Source organism: Clostridium sp. HV4-5-A1G (assembly GCF_900184915.1).
Taxonomy (GTDB): domain Bacteria; phylum Bacillota; class Clostridia; order Clostridiales; family Clostridiaceae; genus Clostridium_B; species Clostridium_B aromativorans.
Genome location: NZ_FXYI02000071.1, coordinates 1 through 16,481 on the forward strand (window position 1 = coordinate 1; position 16,481 = coordinate 16,481).

Sequence of the window (16,481 nt, forward strand, 5' to 3'; positions counted from 1 at the left end):
CTTTTTTTATTTATATTAATTTTAATAAAAGCATACATATATTTTTTTGAAGCTGATTTTCAACATATGAATATAAGAAATATTGACGCAATCAAGACAAAAACAGAAAATAAGCAGAGTATTTCCTTTGAAGTATTGGGCAATGTCAATAATTCCATAACTATATTTGAAAACAGGATAATTAAGAAAATCAATAGTGATTTTCCTGATTTTGTTATTTTAAATGGGAATTCAGTGATTGATGGAGCAGAAGATAAATACAGGATGTTGTACAAAAGCTTAAAAAAAATAAACAGCTCAGTTATTGTTGGAATTGGAGAAAAGGAAATTAAGGATAACGGATTAAGTAGGTATTACAAACATTTCGGAGATACAAATTTTTCATTTAAATTGAGTAATTCTTATTTTATTTTTTTAGATACCACAAATGAGTCAGAAGAATCCTGGCAGAAGCAGTGGATAATCAGCGAATTAGAAAACTCACAATACAGTAAATATAAATTTATTTTTATGAACAGGCCTCCTTATAAATTACAGGATAAATCAATACTGGCATCAAATGATAAATTCATCTTGAGCGAAGAATTTAGAACTTTTTTAACTCAGGCTTTTTCCAAATATAATGTTACTGCAGTATTCGCTTCAAATATAGAGGGGCTTGATGAGCGAAAAATAAATGGGGTTTCCTATTTTACAAGCGGCGGTGCAGGGGGGATAATTACAGATGAAAATAATTTCTATCACTATATAAAAGTAAATGTTTCCCCAAAAGGTGTGTCATATAACGTCATAAAGCAAGAAAACATATCAAATTTGGGAGTGCATAATATAGCAGAATCAATATGGTTATACATTCATTCTCTATTCTACATCAACTTTATAAATATTCTTATTTTTTTAAGTATAGTAATATTGATATCGATGATAATTTATACAAAAGTATTTGTAGGCAAAGATTATTATAAAAAATACGACGAAATAACACAAACTCAGGATATAAATAAGGCGCTGAAAATAGCCATGTTTACCAATAATTTTTTACCATTTATAGGAGGTGTACCCATCTCCATAGATAGATTATCTAAAGGATTGAGATATCTTGGACACGATGTATACGTCTTTGCCCCTGAATATCCTGATTATACGGATAGCGAAAATTATGTTATCAGGAATAAACTTTTAATTCCCTATAAAACATTAGGATTTCAATTTCCTGTAATCAATATTTTTTCATCTGATATTGAAAAGATATTCAATGAACATGATTTTGACATTGTTCATGTCCATCATCCATTTTGGATGGGGAAAAAAGGGTTGAAATTAGCCAGGAAGAATAATATACCTGTTATTTTAACCTATCACACAAGGTTAGAGCAGTATGCTCATTATATACCAGTTTTTAGTATTTTATTTAAAAATGTTATATCCCATCATATGATTAAGAATTTTTCTCAAAAATGTGATGTTATAATTGCACCTACTATGAGCGCAAAGGAGTATTTGAGAAATATTGGTGTAAGCAGGCACATCGAAATTCTATCCACTGGTGTAGATTTTGAAAATTACCCTGAACCTGAAAACAGTAGTGTCAAAAATATAGAAAAAGTTTATAGAGGTGAAAGAAAAATCCTATTATGTTCGGTTTCTCGTCTGGCAAAAGAAAAGAATTTATATTTTCTTCTAGATGGAATTGAATATATTAAAAAGAATTTGGATATTTCATTTAAATGTATAATAATTGGAGATGGACCTGAAAAAGAAAATATTATTGAGGCAATAAATGATAGACATTTAAGAGATGTTGTTGAGTTGATAGGCTCAAAGAAACAGAATGAAATTTACAGCTTTTATACAGCTTCAGATATTTTTATATTTGCTTCTCAATCAGAGACGCAGGGAATGGTTATATTGGAAGCTATGGCAGGAAGGTGTCCTGTAGTATCTGTACGCTCTAGTGGAATAGAGGACATAATCCAAAACGGATTCAACGGGTTTAAAACAAGAGCTGATGTAAAAGAATGGGCAAATAAAATAATATATCTTATGAAAGATGATGAACTAAGGCACAAGATAAGTGAAAATTCTTTTGATTTTGCAAAACAGAATTCTGTAAAAGGAATGTCAAAAAAAGCTTCAGATATCTATCATAAGGCCATTATTAATAAAAGAAAGTTGTAAGCTGCAGCAGCATGAATTATACTCATGGTAATAGATAAATATAGAAAGTTGATTTTATTATTTGCCTTATATAGTCTTTACAGTGCATCAACGGACGGCATACAAAAGGCATTAGTTTCAGATCTTGTAGATGTGTTTTATAAAAAACGAACTGCAATTTAAGCAGTCCACAATTTCATTTATATTCAAAGATGTTACCTATTTTGTTCGTTTCTTTTATTTAAATAGGATACAAGTGTACTGGATGCATTTTTCAGGTGCTGATTTATAGAGTCTACTGCTTTCTCTACGTCTTTCTGCCTGCATGCATTGAGTATTTTATAGTGCTCCTCCTGAGATTTTTTTTCAAAATTCATAAGATCCAGATATATACGAATATAGCGGGCTACATTAGTATGAAGATTCTTTATAATAGATAGAAGTCTTGGACGATTGGCTGGTAAATATAAAGATGAATGAAAATCCCAGTTAAGTTCAAGCCATTTGTTGGCATCAGGGGCATTGTCAATTTCTATCAATATATTTTCAGCCCGTTTTAAATCCTCTTCTTTCAAATTCATAATGGAAAGCTTTATAGCTCCTGTTTCCAAAAAAGATCTTATTTCATATATCTCCTGAACTTCACTGGCATTTAATTCAGAAATAACAGCACCCTTATTAGGATACTGCTTCACAAGTCCCTCCGCTTCAAGCTGTTTCAAGGCTTCACGCACAGGAATCCTGCTCATTCCAAACTCCCTTGCAATATCAGCCTGTATAAGCTGTTCACCTGCCTTTAACTGTCCCTTCAAAATAGATGTACGCAATATATCCGCTGCTATGGCTGCAGTAGTTTTTCTGTGTTTTAGCTGTTCCAACAATTTTTCATCAATAATCATATTTAAATTGTATATTTTATATTATTTAAAGTCAAGGGAAGTTTTTTTGACTTTAAATCATTCATCTCTATACTCCAATAAATCTCCAGGCTGGCATTGAAGCTCCCTGCATATTGCCCCAAGTGTGGAAAATCTCACCGCCTTGGCCTTGTTGTTCTTCAATATAGACAAATTGGCATTGGTGATTCCAACCTTTTTCGCAAGTTCGGAAAGAGATATTTTTCTCTTCGCCATCATCACATCCAGATTTACCACAATAGCCACCTTCAACACCACCTTTATATAGTAAGATCATTTTCTCTTTTTATCTCAACAGCCTTAGCCAAAACCTGAGAAATCACCAAAAATACACATCCAAGTACTATAAATACAACTACATCTATTTTCATAGAACCGTCTTTATTAAACGCAAATAATATATGAAATTCACCATTCAACATATCATTTACCATATAAAAAATGCCCAACAGGAACGTATAAATAGATACTCTTTTAAAACTCACTGCATTGTCCTGTGTGAAAACCTTTCTTTCTTCAATTCTCCCGGTTATACCCTTGAGCTCATAAATTACAAGCAATATTACAATAGAATTTATTTCTGCAATGGCAATATGTCTTACTACATGATTAGTATAATCAAAATTAAAAAACAATGCCGGAATGAAAATCAACACTATTATTGCCATTACGAAAAGAATATTAAGAAATACATATAAAAAAGTTACAATGGAACTACGGTCTTTATCAAACATATATATACCCCCAAAACAGAAAATTTACTTTTAATTGGATTATACAATATTTTTAATTGAAAATCAACAATTTTTTATTGTTTATCGATATTTTTATAACTTAATACAGCTCAAGGGCTGCAATTCGATTTACAATTGAGGATGCAGTCTTTTTACTCTTTAAACATGAAAAAGGGGAAATGTTATTTTCATTATGGTGCCAATCTGAAGCTCACTCCACACATCTATTTTCCCATAATGCTTGTCAATTATCCACTTTGCTATAGAAAGTCCAAGGCCTGTTCCACCACTGGATTTTGTTCTTGATTTATCCACCCTGTAAAATCTTTCAAATATATGAGGAATATCCTCTTTTGAAATTCCCACTCCGGTATCGGCTATAACTATAACAGCTGAATTTTCCTTTACATAGGAATCAACAGTTATAGTTCCACCTTTCTGAGTATATTTAATACTGTTATCCACAAATATTCTCAATGCTTCCTTGATAAGCTCCCTGTCTCCATATATGCTGATTTTATCATTGTATTTACTTTCTAGGTTGTGTTCCTTATCTATAAGTTTTGTCTCTCTTATGATCTCGTCTATAATTTCATCAAGTTTGATTTTAGCTTTATTCACTTTCTGAGTGTTTTTGTCCCCCCTTGCCAGAAACAAAAGTTGTTCCACAAGCCCCTTCATATTTTCCGCTTCACTTCTAATGGATTCAATTGACTCCTCAAGAACTTTTTTGTCATCTTTTCCCCACCTTGCCAGAAGATTGGCATATCCTTGAATTACGGCAATAGGAGTCCTGAGTTCGTGCGAGGCATCTGATACAAATCTGTTCTGCTGTTCTACAGAATTCTGTATTCTTTCCAGCATTTCATTGAAGGTTTTTGCCAGATCTTTCAATTCATTTTTTGATCCCTTTACATCAATGCGCGTATCCAGATCCTCTATGGATATTTTATTTACAGTATCGGTCATCTCCTTAACAGGCAAAAGAAATTTTTTACTTGCCTTTAATCCAAGAAATATTATAATAATAAAGCCAATTACACCTGTAAGCAGCATAACTGCAGTTAAAAATTGAATATATTGATTTTTTCCTATATTTTCAACATAGTATTGGAGCGCAAACAAACTGCTTGTAATCATAAACACAAGAACTCCAAAAAATATGCAGCCATAAATTACAGTAATTTTAAAACTTATGGAAAATCTAAGTCTTTCCAGTATACTTTCCATAAGTTTGCAGATTATGTCGTACAAAAAAGCTAAAATATACCTGATTATACGATATGTAATTCTAAAAATTGATTTCGGCCTATTCATATTTCAATTGATACCCCACTCCACGAATAGTATAGATGAGCTTTATATGGAACCTGTCATCAATTTTGCTTCTTAAATAACGAATATACACATCTACTACATTTGTATCACCCATATAGTCATATTGCCAAACATTTTCCAAAATATTCTCTCTGGAAAGAGCTATATTTTTATTTATCATAAGATATCCAAGAAGATCGAATTCCTTTTTGGTAAGTTCTATTAAATTATCATCATAAGCTACAATATGCTTATTTCTGTCCATCTTCAATTTCCCTATAATTATCACATTATCGTTGACTTTCACATTAGTCTTATATTTGAATATAACTCTTATACGTGCCAGAAGTTCTTCTATTGCAAAAGGCTTTGTTACATAATCTTCAGCCCCCACATCCAGTGCCATAACTTTATCTATGACCTCATCTTTAGCTGTAAGCATGATTACCGGAACATGAGATACCTTCCTAAGCCTCCTCAAAACCTCCATGCCATTTATAGAAGGAAGCATAACATCCAGTATTATAAGGTCAAATTTTTCGTTCAAGGCTTTTCCCAGCCCTTTTCTTCCATCTTCACAACAGTCTACCTCATATCCCTCATGCTGGAGTTCCAATTGAACGAACCTTGCAATTTTCGACTCATCTTCTATAATTAGAATTTTTTTACCGGCCATATTATCCTCCCTCTCTTTAAATTCATCATATTAACTTTATTATACCTTTTTTATCTCATCTTAACAGCCAAATATCCATCAAATGATCCTTAGGTTCAGTCAGATAAAAATTTAGAGGCTGTTGCACAACTAAGTTTGTACAGCAGCCCCTTTCCTAGGCATTCTTGAAATCTTCTACTATTTTATCTTTAGCATTGTTTACAGTGGAAGTTACTTTTTCTATTTTGTGGTTAATACTGCACTCCTCTCCACTGTCTTTGTGAAACCTTATCCTACAATTCGCGATTAATGCAATGACTACAGCAGCTATAACAGCTGGAAATGCAATTACGGTAAACACCACTGCCAATGTCAGCGGCAAGTTCAATATGTTCTTTTCATTTCTTGATATAACAATTCTTATTTTGTTTCCCTTTGAAATAATACTCTTAATTTTTTTTATAAAAGAAGAATCTTTAAAAACATCCTTTTCGGGCTTTATCTTATTTTCATCTTCCAGATACGAAAGTGCCTCCACTATATCCCCATTGCATCTCTCCAGCGCTTCTTTTGCCTCCTTATAACCCACATCTGCTCTCTTCCTCAATAGATCAATTTGTTCAATTGTAATAGACATATTATTCTCATTCTCCTCCAAATTTATTTGTTACTTCTATATTAAAGGGAAAACATTAGACAAAAATTAGCGAAAGATTAACATAAGATTAGAAATAGCTGCAGCAAAAATCAATTGATTTATAAATACAAATGTGATATATTTGTATCATAATGAAGAAATGGATGTGATTTGTAATGAATGAAAACAATAAAATACTTACCGCAATATTTTTTATTGTTTGTACCATTATACCTATGTTCTTTGCAACTATGAACTGGTACAACACTTACAGCCATAAACCTAACTCAGGAGAAATCAACCCTGCAATATTATTAATTATAGGTTTAATTTCCCTTTTAATAATATTCATTGCTGTTTTTAAATTATTCCCTAAAATTAAAGATGAATTATTCAAATTAAATGTATTAAAGGCTTCTATGGTAGGTTTTATAAGTTGTATTATTGGTATCATCATAATGATATCAGTATTGTCGTTAAATATTATACCTAATTTTCTAGTAGTTTTATTAATTTTTTATTTTTCAATTATAGCAATTTTTATTTTCTCATTTTTTTATTTTGAGAGGAACTAAGATGAAATTAATAACAACAATTAAACAGTACAGAAAATTAAATAATATTACTCAAGAACAATTGGCAAAAATGGTCAATGTTAGAAGAGAAACTATACAAAGATTAGAAAAAGGCCGTTATAATCCATCCTTAAAGCTTGCATATGATATTTCAAAAGCCCTTAATACTCCAATAGAAAAATTATTTATATTTAAATAGAATTAGAACATTTAAAAGAGGAAGTGTTTAATAGTGGATAAAGATCAAATCACATGTATACAAAACGTCCGTATAATCTTTAAATTTTTTCAACCCTTCCCGGAAGCTTCTAAATTGGAAGACATGGAAACAGTTGTTGAATCACTGAGGAATCTAGGTCATTTGCTTGAACAACGTTTTTCGAGAATCGCCTCTATGGTGGAAATTTTAAAATCAGCTCACAATGACTGGAAAATAACTTCTAAGAAAGACAGAATAATCATGGAAACCGAAACCTTTGATTTCAACTATGCAGTTAAAATGTTAACAGAGAATGGATTCAAAGATGAGGAATACATTCTGAAAGTAGAATACGAGAGAAAATGGGGAATGCTTTAGCTTAATAGTTTTTCTCATGCAAAAAAAGAGGACATCCTGAATAAGGATATCCCCTCTCTCCTCAAATTCGAATTTCAACCTATAAGCTTGACCAATAGGATCCCAGAATTACTACAGAAACTAAATATCCAAGTATTACATTTATAACTGCACCGGTTGAAAATGCGGCAAAAGGCTTCCAGCCGACAGCTGTAAGCTGTTTAAATCGGGTGGTAAGTCCAATGGACAGAAAACAGAAAGTAAATGCCCAGGTTCTGATCTCCTTAATTGGAGCAATTACATTGGAATTGACAGTTACTGCTGCAGCAGGAGAAACACTTGAAAGCAAAATGGTGAGAAATATTGAGCCCACAAAAAATCCAATTACAAATTTGGGAAATCTATGCCAGATATCAGAAGCGTTGGCTTTTACTCCAGTTTCTTTATCCTCCCATTTTGTAATGGAGATTATAGCCAAAATAAAGCACCAGATTCCAATAAACATATCACGACCTACAACCTTCATAAGAGTAAACGTAGTTATGGCCTTATCTCCAAAAGAACTGGCTGCTGTAACTCCTGCGGCATCTGCAAATTCAGACGTTCCAATCCATGCTCCTGCCGCTCCTGCAGATATGCCTGTGACTTTTATAAATATGGAGAGTGCAAAAATCATCACCACTGCCCAAGCCACTACCAGAGAGATGGCCACAGACACATGTTCTTTTTTTGTCTGTATAGCACTTCCTACAGCTATGGATGCTGAAACTCCGCAGATAGAACCACCCGCTCCTAAAGTGGCAGCAAACCTCTTATCCAATCCCAGCCATTTCGTACCTACAAAATAAATTATCAAAAATGTAGATACAGCAATTACAGTTGCCTGTAAGAATGCAACAGGACCAGCTTTTACAATCAGTGTGAAGGGAAGCGTAGCACCTAAAAGCACAATACCCACTTTTACATATAATTCTGTCCTGAGCGCTGTTTCAAACCATTTTGGAATAGAAAACAAATTGCTGATTATAAGTCCTATGAACAGTGCAACAAGAGGCGCTTCCAAATTATACTTTTGCGCCCACCCCCAGGAACTAAAAGAATTGATTATAACACTTAAAATAAATAGAAGTAAAAATCCTATAAAAAAGTCCTTAAATCTGTAGTGTAAAAATAAATTTGCAATAGAAAATAAAATTAAAAATACAACGAACAGAAGTACAATGGACCAGATGTTATTTCCCAGTGCGGAGAAAAGAACGCCTATATTTGTCCATTTTGGAATTTTGGCGGTAATAAATTTTATTGAACTTCCTGAAGACCAGAGAATAACTGCTGCCACCACCAGAATCAATCCTATCCATACTGCCCACCAATCTTCCTTTTTTACAAGATCGCTCCAGCCATTTTCCTTTGAGTTAAATTTCTTTTCAGACATATGAACACTCCTTTCATAATTCAAATATCACACAAAAGTTCAGAGCTAAAATATTAAATACTGTTCAATTAATATTGCTGCAACTGCTGCTCATAATTACAACACCTCACATTCCACTATATTTTTTAAAGTTATAAAAAGATCAGATTTTATTGGTATATCAATAAAACCTGATCTCTAGTTTTTCTAGTCAATCAAGTAAAAGTAAAAAATTTCTGTTAGCTTATAATAATTTTATCTTATAAAAACTCAGGCTCCCCTTTATAAAATTTCAAATCCCTTGGTTCAGTCAAAATATCTAAACTTGAATTAAGCTGCACTTCCTTCAAAAGAGGTTCGCTTACTAAGATATTCTCCAACTTCATCGTATTTTTGATCCAAACAATTTTTGTATCTTCATTTTTTATACCATTACAAATTTTTACTGCCATTTTTATTGCATCTTCTGAATTTGATGCTACCATAGGCACTTTAGCTGGCTCAACATAGGTACTTGTAAAACAATTAGTATACATTGTCTTAAAATCTATTTTATCAAATAACTTTCTGGTAATAACATCGGATACTCCTACACCATTGGCATTCCCATGAGATTCTTCAGTTAAGTCAAGTATTACACATTTTTTGAATTTCGGGCCTCCATTGGCATACTTTGTGAAATATAACCCAGTCACATTAGGATCCTGCCCATTACCGCTTATATTTTTTCCTATTTCACTTATCACAAGCACATCAAACTTAGGTATGAGTATCCTACCCATAAGTCTTCTACTTTCTTCAAGCAGCATTTCCTCTTTTTTTAAATTGATTATTTCATCTTTAGTCACAAATTCTATTTTACAAGTTTCATCATAGGCATTTTCAACTAAAGCCAGTGCAAATAGTAGATTAGTTTTTTCAGCCACCATGCACCCAATGCCTGGTATTAATTCAGAGAATCTTCCGAAGCCTTTGCTGTGTATCGAATCTGCTCCCATCTGTTTTCCAAGTCCTATCGATAGCATTTTACAAATACCGCTTTCAACTTTTCCCCTGAATCCCGTATGTGGCTTTATTCTTGGTATTATAACTATCCCATCAGCAGAAATGGCACTTTTCGAAATATATACAGGTAGCCCTGGTTCATACTCTCCTATAACTTGCACATCCATTGATGCATTTATAGAAACACCCATTGATTTTTCCGTAATACCATAAGAAGCCAATATTTCCTTTTGTCCACTTTCCGTTGATCCTCCATGGCTTCCCATTGCTGGTACTATGAATGGTACAGCTCCTTCTTCTTTCAATGAATCTACGACAGTTCTTGTTATTATATTTATATTGGCTATTCCCCTGCTGCCTACTCCTACAGCAATTCTTTTATTCCTTAAATTAATTATATATGGTTTAATACGTCCTCTTATTTTATATGATATATTTTCGATTTTATCTTTTTTAAATTTTTGTCTTACCTTGAAAAATTTCGGCAGCCTTATTTCTGAAAAACTATTTAAATCAAGTGACTCCATATGAATACCTTCTTATGATCATTTTATTCCTGCAGCATTCAAATAGGTTTTATCTACAAGTTCATCAACCTTTACATCTTTTCTTATAGTTTTATTTTGCCTTAAAGTTTTAATTGTAGATGAAAGTGAATTCGTAACCTCATCTGTCAACCTTATGTCAAAATCTTCTCTAGAAAGACCTTTTTGAACAACGACTTTATTTAATTTAAGCTCTTTAGCCATAATATTTGTTGCTTCATCGGGATTTGCTTTAACCCAATCTTCAGTCTTTTTATATACCTTCAGTAATCTCTTTACTATATCAGGGTTCTTTTTTGCAAAATCATTGTCTACTATAATAAAATTAATATCATATTTTAGATTTGTTCCATCACCTATCAATTTTGCTGTTTTTTCGTATTCAATAGAGGACGCATAGGGATCCCAAACAACTGCAGCATCAATATCCTTGGATGTAAAAGCTGTCTTTATATCGGGCGGCTGCAAATTGACAAGTTTTATGTCACTTTCCTTAAGTCCAGCAGATGCCAGATATCTTACGAGAAGGATGTGTGCAGATGACCCAACTGTAACTGCAACTTTTTTTCCCTTAAGATCTTTAGCAGATTTTATGTTTGAACCAGTAGCTGCCAATATTAAATTCAATTTATACCCTGCTGCGTAAACTCCTACTGCCTTAATGTCAATATTATTTGCCCTAGCCTGAATTGAAGGTTGATCACCAACTTCTCCTACATCAAGCTTTCCTCCCGCAAATGCTTCAATCATAGGAGGCCCTGAAACAAAACTTTGAAATTTTATTTTGATATTATCCTTTTTAAATTCTTCATCAAACCATCCTTTATTTTTAGCAATAATCAAAAGTGAATGATTTATTCCCGGCTGAAATCCTATATTTATCTCTTTAGGTTTTGAATCACTTTGTTTTTTACTGCTTGAAGTGTTATTTGTCTGTCCGCAGCCTGAAAATGCGAATATACTTATAAGTAGTATTGCAACTATGGAAAATATTTTTTTCACAACAACCATCTCCTTTTTAAATATCATTGTCAATTTCAATTACAGGAAGTTTTTCACTAACCAAATTAGGATATTTCAATCCACTCCCAGTATTTAAAAGCACAATTTTTTCATTGGATTTTAAGAAATTACTTTTTCTAAGCTTTTCAACTGCTGCAACAAGTGCTGCTCCTTCTGGGCATATAAATAGCCCCTCAGTTCTAGCAATCAAATTTATAGAATCTAAAATTTCTGAGTCTTTTACCTGAACTGCCGTACCTCCGCTCTTTTTTATGGCATCTAATACTATAAAATCTCCCAGTGCTTTGGGAACACGTATACCACCTGCAATAGTATTTGCTCCACTGCAGAATTCAGAAACATCCTTTTTCTTATTAAAAGCTTTAACTATAGGATTACAACCTTCTGCCTGAACAGAAATAAGTTTTGGTATTTTATCTTTTATCCATCCCAGTTGCCTTAACTCATTGAATGCCTTCCATATACCAATTATTCCAACACCTCCTCCTGTAGGATAAAGTATGGCATCAGGAAATTCCCAGTCAAAATATTCTGCTATTTCAATTCCCATAGTTTTTTTACCCTCGATTCTATAGGGTTCTTTTAAAGTCGCAGCATCAAACCAGCCATGCTTTTTTACACCTCTCGATATTATTTTACCTGCATCAGATATCAAACCTTTTACAAGATAAGTCTTTGCTCCATATATATATGCTTCTTTCTTAGCAAGCTCAGGAGCATCTTGCGGCATAGCAACTACAAGCTTAATGCCAGCTTTAGCCGAGTATGCCGACCACGCTCCCCCCGCATTTCCCGCAGTAGGCATAGCTATTGTTTTTATGCCCAATTCTTTCGCCTTCGACACACCAACTGCAGCACCTCTTGCTTTAAACGTTCCTGTCGGATTAAGCCCCTCATCTTTTATATACAGATTTTCAAATCCTATTCTTCTTCCCAAGGTTCTAGCCTCAGTTATAGGGGTATCACCTTCTCCAAGAGTTACTATATTATTCTCATCATCTATTGGAAGTAGTTCTTTAAATCTAAATAGCCCCTTCTTTCTTGTCTTAAAAATATTTTTGTCCACCATTTTTTTAATCTCATCAAAATCATACCTAACCAGCAGTGGTCCGCCACATTCACACAGATTATGAGGTTCATCCTTTGAGTACTTTTTACCACATTTTGAACATTCCAAATAACTATAATAGCTCATTTATTAAGTCTCCTTTATTTAAATATTTTCATTAATTTTAGTTATAAAAAAATCTCAGTGATTAAATTGAGATTTTTCAATCTAATTAAAAGTATAATCTTACCATTATTATGAATATTCCAAATAAATATATTAGCTAATTTACTTCTCTCTCCCATTATATTTTAAATCTACATACTACATGAAAATGGATTATCAACTTTCGTAAAAAACTCATCATATATTTCACTTTTAATCTGCGTAAAATCATAATTACCTCTATCCCTAGGTCTCGTCAAATTTACATGTATTATTTTTTTAATTTTTCCAGGCCTCTTTGATAATACTACAACCCTATCTCCAAGATAAATTGCTTCATCTATATCATGGGTTACAAGTATCATGGTTGTATTTTCCTTTTCCCATATTTTTAGAATCTCCTGTTGCATATTAATACGTGTCATAGCATCAAGCGCTCCAAATGGTTCGTCAAGCAATAGCAGTTTTGGTTTATTTATAAGTGCCCTTGCAATACTTATTCTTTGTTTCATCCCTCCTGAAAGCTGATTTGGATATGATCTTGCAAAGCCAGTCAGTTCGACTAATTCAAGTTGTTTATAAACTAATTCTCTTTTTTCTTCACTCGACATTTTCTCACTTATCCCAAATTCTACATTTTTTTCTACTGTAAGCCATGGAAAAAGTCTTGCTTCCTGAAATACCATTCCCCTATCTATTCCTGGTCCATTAACAGGTTTACCATAAGAAAAAATAGCTCCGCTATAATCTTTATCCAATCCGACTATTATTCTCAGCAATGTGCTTTTTCCACATCCACTTGCTCCTACAATACTTAAAAATTCTCCTTTTTTGACTGACAGGTTTATATCTTCTAACACATTAAGGTTTCCGCCATCTAATTTGAAATTTTTATTTAAATTTTTTATCTCAATAGCATTACAATTTTCTTGTTTATTCAAAATATTTATACTCCCTTCCTAATTTCCATTATTAACATCCCATTTTACAATTACATACTGTAATTTTTTTATGAAATAATCTATCAAAAATCCAATTACCCCTATTGAGAAAACTCCAACCAGCATTACATCAGGCTGTGATAACTCCCTTGCATAAGATATTGCATAGCCTATTCCAGAAGTAGCAGCTATTATTTCTGCTGTAATAACACTCATCCATGCACTTCCGATTCCGATGCGAAGTCCTGTAAAAATTGACGGAAGTGCAGAAGGAAAGACTATCTTTATTAGTTTTTCAAATTCATTTTTTTCCAATATTTCGGAAATCTCTAAATATTTTTTATCAGTACTTTTTATACCATAAATTGTATTTATTAATATTGGCCAAAAGCTGCCAATTACTATTACAGTTATTTTAGATGCCTCATCAATACCCATCCACAAAATAAGAACTGGTACCCATGCAACAATAGGAATTGGTCTTAAAAATTGTATCAGTAAATCTATGGCTCTCTCTGCTATTCTAAATAACCCAATAAATATTCCAAAAATTATTCCTAAGGCTGCACCTATACAATATCCTTTTATAACTCTAACTACACTTACATATAAATTTCTAAGAAGTTCTCCACTTTTAATCATGTCAATCAAAGTTAAGAATATTTTGGATGGAGAAGGAAGAACTGACTGTTTAATCAACCCCTTACTACTTAACACCTGCCATAATATCAATAACATTACTGGGACTATCAATGCAATAATTACATTCCCTAAAATTTTTAATTCTTTATAAGAGTTAATTTTTATATTTGCTGCCTTCATCTTTATTTTCTCCTTATAATTCAACTCATATTATTTTAAATATATAAACATTCAAATTGTCATAATTTAGAATCACTACAGAATTCAATTCATTTATTTACACCCTTTTTACTATTTTGGTAAAAAGTATTTGAAATTTCTCTATTCTATATTTTAAATCTTCATATCACATCCTAACCTCCATTTATTTTATCAAGTAGATACACTAATACACAATAAAAGGCCAAGTATAACTTACTAAGTAGAGATTATATAATCCATCTCTATAATAAGTTCAACTTGACCTCTAGTTTTTCTAGTCAGTCCAATAAAAAAACTTCCTGTGGAGAAACCACAGGAAGTCATATCCTCTTGTCTCTCATCTTTCAGGGTATACCTGCTGGAATTAGCACCATTGAATACAAAATCTATTCAGGTTGCCGGATATCATAGGGCCAGTCCCTCCATCACTCTTGATAAGAAGTTATTCATTATTCATTTTTAATTTACGTATATGATATAACTTTTAAAATACTTTGTCAACAACAATTTTTTTATATTTTGAATTTTTATTATCAATACACCTTTCAAGAAAAAGAGCCGCTGCACCTACTGAAACCGAGTCTTCTTTAAAATATCCGTATCTTTTTACGGATACTCTTTCAGGAATATATTTTATACAGGTTTCATAAAACGTATCAAAATCAATCAGAAATCCGCTTAATACAATACATTCAATGTTCAATAAATTTGTATAGGATTCAATGCTTTTTCCCAGTTTTGATGCGGCATCTAAAATAAATTTTTCAGATGTTCCACAATTTTTCATACTCCTTGAATATACTTCATTAAAATCAATATAACCATAAATGTTTTCAATCATATGTTCAAAGGCATACTCATTATCTCCGGATGATCTCATAATCCTCCCCTGTATGACTGCCGCCTGCTTCAGTCTAGCACCACAATCAAAATAAGCCATATTTTCAAAATTCCTTCCTGCTCCATAAAAATACTCCGCAGTAACAGCTGAGTCTGCACAATTACCGCTGGTTACACTGCACCCCAACTTTTCTTCAAGTATTCTACTTATGCGCTCATTATCCCAAAACCCCGTTTCAACTGCAAGCCCAATTCCCACAAGCTGGAGAAGTTTTAGATTTAATTCCTCATAGGCACTCTTTATAATATAGAGAATTTCTTCTATGACTTCATCACAAGAATTGCAATAATCGATATAAAAGCCCTTTTTATAAAAAATTTCCATTCTCAAGTTCACTATAGATACCTGCACATGAGTGCTGCATATACTTATGCCCATAATATAAAACCTGCACACATTTACATCATACAGCACAGGTTTCCTTCCGCCTGTAGATTCGCCCATACATTTTTGAACCAAAATGGATTTTTTTTCAAGTGGGTTCATAACTCGATTCAGCGTAGTCAATTTCATACCTGTTTTAAATAAGATTTCATTCTTGGTCATAACACCATTTTTTTGTATTAAATTGAATATTTCTTTTTCTTCTGAAGCTAGATCTCTAAATAATCTGTAATTGTCTATCATAACATCATACCTTTTATCATTATTGTATATACTTTATTCAATTCACAATGCACATTTCACAATACACACTTAATGGAGAAAAGCATTACTTATAATCAAACTCCTTCTCCATCTAAGAACCTAATAAAAATATAGTACGAAAGGGAGGTAGGTGTCAATACGACAAAAATAAATTTATTGACAAATTTATTTTAAATGTGTTAGTATTTAATAAATTAAACATTGAATTCTTATCAAGAGAGGCAGAGGGACTGGCCCTATGATGCCCGGCAACCCGATTATTTTCAAAGGTGCCAATTCCAGCGGGTTATATAATTTGCCTGAAAGATGAGAAAATTAATTATAATCAGCACCACCCGTAAAACGGGTGGTTTGCTCTAGCCCTATAAGGGCATGTTACTGGCAGTGCTACTCGCACACT

The 16,481-nt window shown here is 32.6% G+C and carries 18 protein-coding genes and 2 riboswitches; of the genes, 5 read left to right on the forward strand and 13 right to left on the reverse strand.

Annotated elements, in window-relative coordinates:
* Both J5G60_RS09190 and J5G60_RS09195 read left to right on the forward strand, forming a co-directional pair.
* Positions 1-2,178, forward strand: a 2,178-nt coding sequence (locus tag J5G60_RS09190) for a glycosyltransferase (RefSeq protein WP_207876532.1), incomplete at its 5' end; no start/stop codon positions are given.
* Between the two features lie 24 nt (positions 2,179-2,202).
* On the forward strand, positions 2,203-2,340 hold the full coding sequence (locus tag J5G60_RS09195; protein ID WP_150358158.1) for an MFS transporter: 138 nt from the start codon (positions 2,203-2,205) through the stop codon (positions 2,338-2,340).
* A 32-nt stretch (positions 2,341-2,372) separates the two neighbouring features.
* On the opposite strand, the gene J5G60_RS09200 is transcribed toward J5G60_RS09195, so the two are convergent.
* The 6 genes from J5G60_RS09200 to J5G60_RS09225 all read right to left on the reverse strand — a co-directional run bounded on the left by J5G60_RS09200 (position 2,373) and on the right by J5G60_RS09225 (position 6,417).
* On the reverse strand, positions 2,373-3,035 hold the full coding sequence (locus J5G60_RS09200; RefSeq protein ID WP_229981062.1) for a GntR family transcriptional regulator: 663 nt from the start codon (positions 3,033-3,035) through the stop codon (positions 2,373-2,375).
* A 78-nt stretch (positions 3,036-3,113) separates the two neighbouring features.
* Positions 3,114-3,320 carry a helix-turn-helix domain-containing protein gene (locus tag J5G60_RS09205; protein WP_150358160.1) on the reverse strand — a complete coding sequence of 69 codons (207 nt, stop codon included), beginning with the start codon at positions 3,318-3,320 and terminating at the stop codon, positions 3,114-3,116.
* 14 nt (positions 3,321-3,334) lie between these two features.
* Positions 3,335-3,808, reverse strand: a complete 474-nt coding sequence (locus J5G60_RS09210; RefSeq protein WP_150358161.1) for a DUF2975 domain-containing protein — start codon at positions 3,806-3,808, stop codon at positions 3,335-3,337.
* Between the two features lie 159 nt (positions 3,809-3,967).
* Positions 3,968-5,125, reverse strand: coding sequence for a sensor histidine kinase (locus J5G60_RS09215; RefSeq protein WP_150358162.1), 1,158 nt, complete (start codon positions 5,123-5,125; stop codon positions 3,968-3,970).
* Positions 5,118-5,801, reverse strand: a complete 684-nt coding sequence (locus tag J5G60_RS09220; RefSeq protein ID WP_150358163.1) for a response regulator transcription factor — start codon at positions 5,799-5,801, stop codon at positions 5,118-5,120. The genes J5G60_RS09215 and J5G60_RS09220 overlap by 8 nt, the downstream gene beginning before the upstream one ends.
* A gap of 154 nt (positions 5,802-5,955) precedes the next feature.
* On the reverse strand, positions 5,956-6,417 hold the full coding sequence (locus J5G60_RS09225; RefSeq protein ID WP_150358164.1) for a DUF4342 domain-containing protein: 462 nt from the start codon (positions 6,415-6,417) through the stop codon (positions 5,956-5,958).
* Between the two features lie 176 nt (positions 6,418-6,593).
* On the opposite strand from J5G60_RS09225, the gene J5G60_RS09230 reads away from it, so the two are divergent.
* The 3 genes from J5G60_RS09230 (at position 6,594) to J5G60_RS09240 (ending at position 7,569) form a co-directional block, all read left to right on the forward strand.
* Entirely contained in the window at positions 6,594-6,992 is a 399-nt protein-coding gene (locus tag J5G60_RS09230; RefSeq protein WP_150358165.1) for a hypothetical protein, read from the forward strand.
* A 1-nt stretch (position 6,993) separates the two neighbouring features.
* Entirely contained in the window at positions 6,994-7,191 is a 198-nt protein-coding gene (locus J5G60_RS09235; RefSeq protein WP_150358166.1) for a helix-turn-helix transcriptional regulator, read from the forward strand.
* 114 nt (positions 7,192-7,305) lie between these two features.
* Positions 7,306-7,569 (forward strand): hypothetical protein, encoded by a 264-nt coding sequence (locus tag J5G60_RS09240; RefSeq protein ID WP_236035223.1) that lies wholly within the window; start codon positions 7,306-7,308, stop codon positions 7,567-7,569.
* 79 nt (positions 7,570-7,648) lie between these two features.
* Here the strand turns inward: J5G60_RS09240 and J5G60_RS09245 are convergent, their stop codons facing one another.
* The 7 genes from J5G60_RS09245 to J5G60_RS09275 all read right to left on the reverse strand — a co-directional run bounded on the left by J5G60_RS09245 (position 7,649) and on the right by J5G60_RS09275 (position 16,060).
* On the reverse strand, positions 7,649-8,983 hold the full coding sequence (locus J5G60_RS09245; protein ID WP_150358168.1) for a YeiH family protein: 1,335 nt from the start codon (positions 8,981-8,983) through the stop codon (positions 7,649-7,651).
* Between the two features lie 239 nt (positions 8,984-9,222).
* Entirely contained in the window at positions 9,223-10,494 is a 1,272-nt protein-coding gene (locus J5G60_RS09250; protein ID WP_150358169.1) for a lactate racemase domain-containing protein, read from the reverse strand.
* Positions 10,495-10,512: 18 nt separating this feature from the next.
* A complete protein-coding gene (locus tag J5G60_RS09255) occupies positions 10,513-11,514 on the reverse strand; it encodes an ABC transporter substrate-binding protein (protein WP_150358170.1) in 1,002 nt (333 codons plus the stop codon).
* 16 nt (positions 11,515-11,530) lie between these two features.
* Positions 11,531-12,730 carry a threonine synthase gene (locus J5G60_RS09260; protein ID WP_150358171.1) on the reverse strand — a complete coding sequence of 400 codons (1,200 nt, stop codon included), beginning with the start codon at positions 12,728-12,730 and terminating at the stop codon, positions 11,531-11,533.
* A gap of 170 nt (positions 12,731-12,900) precedes the next feature.
* On the reverse strand, positions 12,901-13,692 hold the full coding sequence (locus J5G60_RS09265; protein WP_150358172.1) for an ABC transporter ATP-binding protein: 792 nt from the start codon (positions 13,690-13,692) through the stop codon (positions 12,901-12,903).
* 15 nt (positions 13,693-13,707) lie between these two features.
* Complete coding sequence (locus tag J5G60_RS09270) at positions 13,708-14,511, reverse strand: ABC transporter permease (RefSeq protein ID WP_150358173.1); 804 nt, start codon at positions 14,509-14,511, stop codon at positions 13,708-13,710.
* A gap of 355 nt (positions 14,512-14,866) precedes the next feature.
* Positions 14,867-14,973: riboswitch (SAM riboswitch) on the reverse strand.
* Between the two features lie 43 nt (positions 14,974-15,016).
* The gene (locus tag J5G60_RS09275) at positions 15,017-16,060 is read right to left on the reverse strand and encodes an ROK family transcriptional regulator (RefSeq protein ID WP_150358174.1); all 1,044 of its coding nucleotides are present in this window, start codon (positions 16,058-16,060) and stop codon (positions 15,017-15,019) included.
* 227 nt (positions 16,061-16,287) lie between these two features.
* A riboswitch (SAM riboswitch) is annotated at positions 16,288-16,394 on the forward strand.
* Positions 16,395-16,481: the final 87 nt, after the last annotated feature.